Origin of the sequence: Mesorhizobium sp. M7A.F.Ca.ET.027.02.1.1 (assembly GCF_004022985.1) — a bacterium.
Lineage (GTDB): Bacteria > Pseudomonadota > Alphaproteobacteria > Rhizobiales > Rhizobiaceae > Mesorhizobium.
The window spans coordinates 1-7,739 of record NZ_RZOL01000292.1; the positions used below are offsets into that span (position 1 = coordinate 1).

The following is a 7,739-nucleotide window of genomic DNA, read 5'->3' on the forward strand; positions in this document are numbered from 1 at the left end:
GGAGATGGGTGTTTTCTACCTGCAGCCGACCCTGCAGTTCGACGCGCGCTGGCTGCGTGTTTCCGGCAAGGAAGTGGGCTCGGTTGCCGCCTTCAACTTCGACGGCAGCGCCAACATGTATTATTCGGCGACGCCGGCTTTCGAGATCGGTACCGACATTGCACTCAGCGACATTGCCAGCCTTCGCGTCTACGGCAAGGCTGGCGTGGAGTTTTCCGACAAGGAGTGGGAAATCGAAGGTCGCTTCGCGGCGGCGGAGAATCTGCCTGGCAACCCCGCATTGCACTTGACGGAGGCCGTCGATTCGCCGCTCTATCGGGTCGGCGCCGGCCTTGAGCTGAACGGCGTCAATGGCGTCGGCATGTCCGTCAGATATAATGGCGCCTTCGGCGAAACGGTTAAACAGAACGCGATCAGCGCGTCTCTCAAGGTCAGTTTCTAGCTGGTCCGAGGCGGAGCCGGGCGGGAGGGATCTTGATGAGGAAGTACGCGTATTTCGTGGCGATGCTGGGTGTTGCCTGCACCGTCGGCGTGGCGGCCGTGGCGGCGCAAACCAAGAGCGACAAGGCGGTCGCGGCACCCGCTGCCGCGGATGCGCCGCAGTTGCCCGGCGGCGCGTCGGCACTGTCTGAAACCCACGGCGACTGGACGGTCAATTGCCAGATATCGGGCACGGCCAAGACCTGCAGCCTGTCGCATCAGCAATTCAACAAGCAAAGCAATCAGCGGCTGCTGGCGATCGAGCTGTCGAGCAAGACCGGCGAGGATGCCACGGGCACGCTTGCGTTGCCGTTCGGCCTGGCGCTGGCCAAGGGGGTCAGCCTGACCATCGACGATCAGAAGCTGGACGGCAGCCTGGCGTTCAACACCTGCCAGGTCGTCGGCTGTCTGGTGCCGGTGGTGTTCGATGCGACTGTCACGCCGCTGCTGAAATCAGGCACCACACTGAAGATCGACGCTTTCGCGGCAGATACCGGACAAGCGGTGAACTTTTCCATTCCGCTCAACGGCTTCGCCGGCGCGCTTGCCCGGACCGCGCAGCTTTTGACCAATTGATGTAGAGCCGCAGGACTTAAAGCGCTGCCTGAATGTCGTCTCGCGGCAGGGCAGTGCGTCACTGCCTCAGAACGTCTCTGCGTCGGTTCAAACGATGATGGTTTTAAGCCTTTCGGCGATCAAGGCGGCGAGCCGCGCCGCCACATCGTCCTTGCTCATCTCCGGCCATTCCTCGACGCCAGCCTTTGACACGATCCGCACCCGGTTGCGATCGCCGCCCATCACGCCCGAAGAACCGACGCCGCTTCCCTGCGACACGTCGTTGGCGACGATGAGATCGGCGCCTTTTTTCTTGAGTTTGGCCTCGGCGTTGCGCAGGAGATCCTGCGTCTCGGCGGCGAAGCCGATAACCAGGCCGGGTCGCTGGCTGTGATGGCCGACGCCGGCGAGAATGTCGGGATTTTCGACCATGCGCAGCACCGGCGGCCCTTCGCCGGCGACCTTTTTGGTCTTCTCACCGGCTGAATTCTCGGTTCGCCAGTCGGCAACGGCGGCGACGAACACCGCCGCGTCTGCGGGCAGGAGCTGTTCCACCGCGTCGCGCATCTCTCGCGCACGTTCGACATGGATGGTCTTCACGCCAGCCGGATCGGCAATGCCGACAGGACCGGAGACGAGGTGCACATCGGCGCCGAGCCTGGCCAGTGCTGCCGCTATGGCATGGCCCTGCTTGCCGGACGAACGGTTGGCGATGTAGCGCACCGGGTCGATGGGCTCATGCGTGGGGCCGGAGGTGACGATGATCCTGCGCCCCGACAGCGGCTTCGGGCCGACGTCGAGCAGTGCCTCGATCGCGGCGACGATCTCCAGCGGCTCGGCCATGCGGCCTTCGCCGGCTTCATTGCTTTCGGCCATCTCGCCCCTGGCCGGACCGACGAAGGTGACGCGGTCTTTCTGCAGCGTCGCGCGGTTGCGGCGGGTGGCCGGATGCGCCCACATTCTGGGGTTCATGGCCGGCGCCATCAGCACCGGCTTGTCGGTGGCGATGAGCACCGTGGAGGCCAGATCGTTGGCGTGGCCATTGGCGAGCTTGGCCATCAGGTCGGCGGTGGCGGGCGCCACCACCAGCAGATCGGTCTCTCGCGACAGCCTGATGTGGCCGACATCGTGCTCGTCCTGGCGGTCGAACAGTTCGGTAAAGACATGGTCGGCGGAGAGCGCGCCGGCCGACAGCGTGGTGATGAATTCCTGCGCGGCCGATGTCATGACCACCCGAACCGCGGCCCCGCGCTCGCGCAGCCGGCGGATGAGATCGAGCGCCTTGTAGGCGGCGATGCCGCCGCCGATGATGAGCAGGATGCGCTTGCCGGAGAGGCTCATGCCCAAGACCAGTTCTTATCGAGTGTCATGCCGGCTTCAGCGCCGGTTCGATATCGGTATGGATGAAATCATTGCCCTTGAAAAGCAGCGGCAGGTTTCGCGTCCTGGCGAGAGCGTAGGAAAAACAGTCGCCCATGTTGAGTTTGGCGGGATGGCCAGTGCCGCGGCCATAGAGGGCATAGGCTTCAATGCCGGCCTGTGCATGTTCGGCAGTGAGAGCGACGATCGTGACTTTCAGTCTTTCTAGAAGGCCTCTCAACTCAGCTGTGCCGGCCGCCCCATAACGTCCGACGACGACCGTGCCACATTCCATCAGGGTCGCGGCGCTCATAAACATCAGCTGATTTCCGGCGAGGCGCTGGGCTATCACCGGTGCATCAGGCTCCTGCTTGAGGATGGCCAAAATCGCGGAGGTGTCGATCACCACAGTCAGTCCTCCTCGATGAAGGACCAGAGCTCATCCGTTAGTTTTTTCTGGTCGAAGTCCACTTTTCGCAATCGTCGACCGAATTCGAGGATTTCCTCTGCCGTGACGACATCGTCGTCGTGCTTGTTGACTGCCGCTACATCCTTCAACAACAGGGTTCTTGCCTCCTGCTCCATTGACACGCCATGTCTGGCGGCCTGCTCGCGCAGCCTTTGCTTCAAATCCTCGTCGAGATTGCGGATCGTTAGGGTGCCCATGGCTATTCCTGCATTCTTGCGATTGATTGATCCTTGGGTTTTTCCCCAGATGCCAAACCCGTTCGGTCGAACCCTTTTGTGGTCGGCAGCCCAACGGATGCGGCGAGCACGTCCCGCGCTTCCTGCTCCATGGAAACGCCCCGCGCGGCGCCGCGCTCGCGTAGCCGCCGCATGACATGGTCTTCCAGATTGCGGACGGTAATCCTCGCCATATGCACACTCCTACGTAGAATATAGCGATCTCGATTTCCGACTGCAATGACAGCATTGCTGTCATTGCCTGCACTCAGATCAACTTCCAGGCGATATAAACCAGCGTCAACGCAATCACCCAGAGTGCCCAGCGGCTGTAGCGCGCCTCGGCCTTGCCGATGGCGTCGGCGGTGGTCTCGTCGAAGCGCAGGCCGTGCTCGGCCATCAGGTCGATCTCGCGCGACAGCCGGTCGGTGCGCGCCGCAAGCTCGGGCACCTGACGGGCCAGCGTGAGCAGCGCCCTGGCGCCGTCTCGCACATCGATCATCATGCCACGCGGCCCAAGATTGCCTGATATCCAGTCGCCGACCACCGGCTCGGCCGTCTTCCACATGTTGAAGGCCGGGTCGAGCGTGCGCGCCACGCCCTCGACCACCACCATGGTCTTCTGCAACAGGATCAATTCGGGCCGCGTCGCCATGTCGAAGAGTTCGGTGACCTCGAACAGCAGCGTCAGAAGCTTGGCCATCGAGATGGTCTCGGCCGGCTGGCCATGGATCGGCTCCCCGATCGCCCGGATCGCCTGCGCGAAGGCTGCGACATTGTGCTGGCGCGGCACATAGCCGGCCTCGAAATGGACCTCGGCGACACGCAGATAGTCGCGCGTGATGAAGCCGTAGAGAATTTCGGCGAGGAAGCGGCGCTCCTTCTTGCCGAGCCTGCCGGCAATGCCGAGATCGACGGCAACGATGGTGCCGTTTGCCTCGACGAACAAATTGCCCGGATGCATGTCGGCATGGAAGAAGCCGTCGCGCAGGGTGTGGCGCAGGAACGACTGGATGAGGTTGGCTGCGATCGCCTTCAAATCGTGGCCGGCGGCTTCCAGGCCGGCAATGTCGTTCATCTTGACGCCGTCGACCCACTCCATGGTCAAGACGTCGCGGCCGGTGCGCTCCCAGTCGACGGACGGCACGCGAAAGCCGGGGTCGTCCCTGGTGCTTTCGCCGAGTTCCGAGAGAGCCGCCGCCTCGAGGCGAAGATCCATCTCGATCTTGGTGGTCTGCGCCAGCGTCTGGGTGACCTCGACCGGCCGCAGCCGGCGGGACGAGGGGATGTATTTCTCCTGCAGGCGAGCGGCGAGGAAATAGCTTTCGAGATCCTGGAAGAAACGGCGGCGCACGCCGGGCCGGATCACCTTGACCGCCACCTTGGTGGCAATGCCGTCATGGACAGCGTCGGCGGCATGGACCTGGGCGATGGAGGCGGCGGCGACCGGGTCGCCGAATTGCGTATAGAGATCGCCGATCTTGCGCCCGAGCGAAGCCTCGATCGCCTCGATGGCCTCGGCCCGGGGGAAGGTGTGCATCTTATCCTGCAACGTGGCGAGATCGAGCGCCATGTCGTTGCCGACGACGTCGGGCCGTGTCGCCAGGAACTGGCCGAGCTTTACATAAGATGGACCGAGCCGGACGACCGCCTTGGCCAGCCGGTCGCTGCGCTCATAGGCCAGCGCGCGGCGGCGGGTGAACAGCCGCGCCATCCGCCATCCGAACTTCGGCAGGCCGGACAGTTCCTCACCCGGCAGAGCGGCGACGACACCCTCGCGGACCAGCACCCAGCCGGCCCTTACGAGCCGGAATCCTGCACTGACATTGCTCATGGCAGCGCCAATCCTGCCGGCTCTTTGAACCGGCATAGCACGTGTAGATTGTGAGAAATGCGGTCCGGCTTCAAAGCTTCCAGCCCGAATGAAGCGCTGCAATACCGCCGGAGTAGTTGCGGAAGGAAACGCGGTCGAAGCCGGCGCGGGAAATCATCGTCGCGAAATTCTGCTGATTGGGAAACCTGGCGATCGATTCGACCAGATAGGAATAGGGTTCGCCGTCGCCAGTGACCATCTTGCCGATCTTTGGAATGGCGTTGAACGACCAGGCTTCGTAGGCCTTGTCGAGAAGCGGCATCTCGACCTCGGAAAACTCCAGGCACAGGAAGCGCCCGCCGGGCTTCAGCACGCGAAACGCTTCGCCCAAGGCCACCTCGATGCGCGGCACGTTGCGGATGCCGAAAGCGATGGTGTAAGCGTCGAATGTGGCATCGGCAAAGGGCAGTTCCTCGGCATTGGCCTCGACGAAATCGGTGTTGCCGGACAGGCCCTTCTTTTCGGCCCGGTCGCGGCCGACGGCCAGCATCGAGCCATTGATGTCGAGCACGGTGGCATGGGCATTGCCGTGGCTGGCATCGACGATGCGGAAGGCGATGTCGCCGGTGCCGCCGGCAACGTCCAGCACGCGCCAGCCGATCCTTTTGGGAGGATTGAGCCAGGTGACCATGGCGTCCTTCCACAGCCGGTGCAGGCCGGCCGACATCAGATCGTTCATCAGGTCGTAGCGGTTGGCGACCTTGTGGAAAACATCGTTGACCAGGGACTGCTTGTCTCCAGCCCCGACACGCTTGAAACCATAGGAGGTTTCCATGCCGCCCGCGGCCGTGGTTCTCTCAACTGACATTTTTTTGATCCGTCATAAAACCGGCGGGACCATAGCCGATCGATGGTGCGGGCGCTATTGTTTAAGGCGCGGTGTTCAGCCGCGCTTCCAGGTGGCGGGTTTTCGAGACCTGGACGGATCGACGGGATGGTTGAATGCCTTTGAAAGCGGAACTGCACTGCCACATCGAAGGGGCAGCGGCGCCCGAACTCGTCATCCGCCAGGCGCAGAAATACGGCAAGGACACCTCGCCCTATATCCAGAACGGTTCCTTCGTCTGGCATGATTTCACCTCCTTCCTGGCGGCTTATGATTTTTCCGCCGATCTGTTCCGGACCGAGGAGGACTATGCGCGGCTGGCCGACCATTATCTGACCAGTCTCGCTCGCGACGGCGCCATCTATTCCGAGGTGTTCACCTCGCCGGACCACGCGAAAAAGGCCGGCCTGTCGCCCAAGGCCTATACCGATGCGCTCGGCGAAGGCATGGCCCGCGCCAAGGCCAAGACCGGCATCGAGGGCCGCATGATCGTCACCGGCGTGCGCCATGTCGGCGTCGAGTCGATCGAGCAGGCGGCGCGCTTCGCGGCGCGCTGCGGGCATCCGCTGGTCACCGGTTTCGGTGTCGCCGGCGATGAGCGCATCGGCGATATGGAGGACTATGTCAGGGCTTTCGAGATCGCCCGCGAGGCCGGGCTCGGCATCACCATCCATGCCGGCGAATTGACGGGCTGGGAGACGGTCCAGGCGGCGCTCGATCATATCCGTCCGTCCCGCATCGGCCATGGCGTGCGCGCCATCGAGAACCCGGACCTCGTCCGGCGCATCGCCGACGAGGGCGTCGTGCTGGAATGCTGCCCCGGTTCCAACATCGCGCTCAAAGTGTTCGACAGTTTCGCCGATCATCCATTTCCGGCCCTGCAGGCGGCCGGCTGCAAGGTGACGCTCAATTCCGACGATCCGCCCTATTTCTGGACCTCGCTGAAGCGGGAATACGACATTGCCGCCGAGCATTTCTCGATGAACGAAAAGGCGCTGGCCGCCGTCACCCGCACCGCCATCGAAGCCGCTTTTGTCGATAGAAAGACGAAGACCGCGCTTCTTGCCCGGTTGAACAGCGCGGCACGCTGATTTCCGCCGACAAAGCTGTGGTCGGTGCGGGCCAGCGGTTCCTTGGCCGGCGCATTGCCGCTAGGGTTCGCTCAGGCAGCTTGAAGCGCGGCGCGTCCGAAAGGGCCATGCGCGCATTTTCGGGCGCAGGCATCAGGAGAACACCATGCAGGGCGTCACCGTCGTCGACCACCCGCTTGTCCAGCACAAGCTGACCATCATGCGCAAGAAGGAAACCTCGACGGCCGGCTTTCGCCGGCTGCTGCGCGAAATCTCGCTGCTGCTAGGCTACGAGGTCACCCGCAACCTCGAACTGACGACGACGACCATCGAGACGCCGATGGAAACCATGGAAGCGCCGACGCTTGAGGGCAAGAAGCTGGTCTTTGCCTCCGTGCTGCGCGCCGGCAACGGCTTGCTGGAAGGCCTGCTCGACCTGGTTCCGGCGGCCCGCGTCGCCCATGTCGGTCTCTACCGCGATCACGAAACGCTGGAAGCGGTCGAATATTTCTTCAAGGCGCCGAGCGATCTCGCCGACCGGCTGGTGATCGTCGTCGATCCGATGCTGGCCACCGCCAATTCGGCGATCGCGGCGATCGACAAGCTGAAAGAGCGCGGCGCCACCAACATCCGTTTCCTTTGCCTGCTGGCGGCGCCCGAAGGCATCGAACGCTTTCTCAAGGCGCATCCGGACGTTCCCGTCTTCACCGCTTCGATCGACCGCCAACTCAACGAGAAGGGCTACATCATGCCCGGCCTCGGCGACGCCGGCGACCGCATGTACGGGACCAAGTAATACCAGGCAAAGTCACCTGGTGCGATTTACCAAACGTTTACGCAAAGGCGCGGTTTTGACGCGCGTTAAAGCGGCAAACACCATCCGGGTCTAACG

At 63.1% G+C, this 7,739-nt stretch carries 8 protein-coding genes and 1 pseudogene; 4 read left to right on the forward strand and 5 right to left on the reverse strand.

All coding sequences use genetic code 11. The annotated features are described in order from the left end of the window. Positions 1-442, forward strand: a pseudogene (locus EN749_RS25545) (autotransporter outer membrane beta-barrel domain-containing protein); the annotation flags it as partial. Positions 443-477: 35 nt separating this feature from the next. Next, entirely contained in the window at positions 478-1,056 is a 579-nt protein-coding gene (locus tag EN749_RS25550) for an invasion associated locus B family protein (RefSeq protein ID WP_127379941.1), read from the forward strand. Positions 1,057-1,143: 87 nt separating this feature from the next. On the opposite strand, the gene coaBC is transcribed toward EN749_RS25550, so the two are convergent. The 5 genes from coaBC to ubiE form a co-directional block, all read right to left on the reverse strand. Beyond that, entirely contained in the window at positions 1,144-2,376 is a 1,233-nt protein-coding gene (gene coaBC, locus EN749_RS25555; protein WP_127396963.1) for a bifunctional phosphopantothenoylcysteine decarboxylase/phosphopantothenate--cysteine ligase CoaBC, read from the reverse strand. A 25-nt stretch (positions 2,377-2,401) separates the two neighbouring features. Next, complete coding sequence (locus EN749_RS25560; protein ID WP_127270488.1) at positions 2,402-2,803, reverse strand: type II toxin-antitoxin system VapC family toxin; 402 nt, start codon at positions 2,801-2,803, stop codon at positions 2,402-2,404. A gap of 2 nt (positions 2,804-2,805) precedes the next feature. After that, positions 2,806-3,060 (reverse strand): hypothetical protein, encoded by a 255-nt coding sequence (locus EN749_RS25565; protein WP_127270486.1) that lies wholly within the window; start codon positions 3,058-3,060, stop codon positions 2,806-2,808. 286 nt (positions 3,061-3,346) lie between these two features. Continuing rightward, complete coding sequence (gene ubiB, locus EN749_RS25575; RefSeq protein ID WP_128364207.1) at positions 3,347-4,912, reverse strand: 2-polyprenylphenol 6-hydroxylase; 1,566 nt, start codon at positions 4,910-4,912, stop codon at positions 3,347-3,349. 70 nt (positions 4,913-4,982) lie between these two features. Beyond that, the gene (gene ubiE / locus EN749_RS25580; protein WP_127266931.1) at positions 4,983-5,759 is read right to left on the reverse strand and encodes a bifunctional demethylmenaquinone methyltransferase/2-methoxy-6-polyprenyl-1,4-benzoquinol methylase UbiE; all 777 of its coding nucleotides are present in this window, start codon (positions 5,757-5,759) and stop codon (positions 4,983-4,985) included. A 134-nt stretch (positions 5,760-5,893) separates the two neighbouring features. Between ubiE and EN749_RS25585 the strand changes: the two genes are divergently transcribed. Together EN749_RS25585 and upp are read left to right on the forward strand one after the other, a co-directional pair. Further along, on the forward strand, positions 5,894-6,868 hold the full coding sequence (locus EN749_RS25585) for an adenosine deaminase (RefSeq protein WP_127266930.1): 975 nt from the start codon (positions 5,894-5,896) through the stop codon (positions 6,866-6,868). Between the two features lie 145 nt (positions 6,869-7,013). Then, positions 7,014-7,643: a uracil phosphoribosyltransferase gene (upp, locus tag EN749_RS25590; RefSeq protein ID WP_127266929.1), complete on the forward strand. Its 630-nt coding sequence runs from the start codon at positions 7,014-7,016 to the stop codon at positions 7,641-7,643. Positions 7,644-7,739 lie beyond the last annotated feature (96 nt).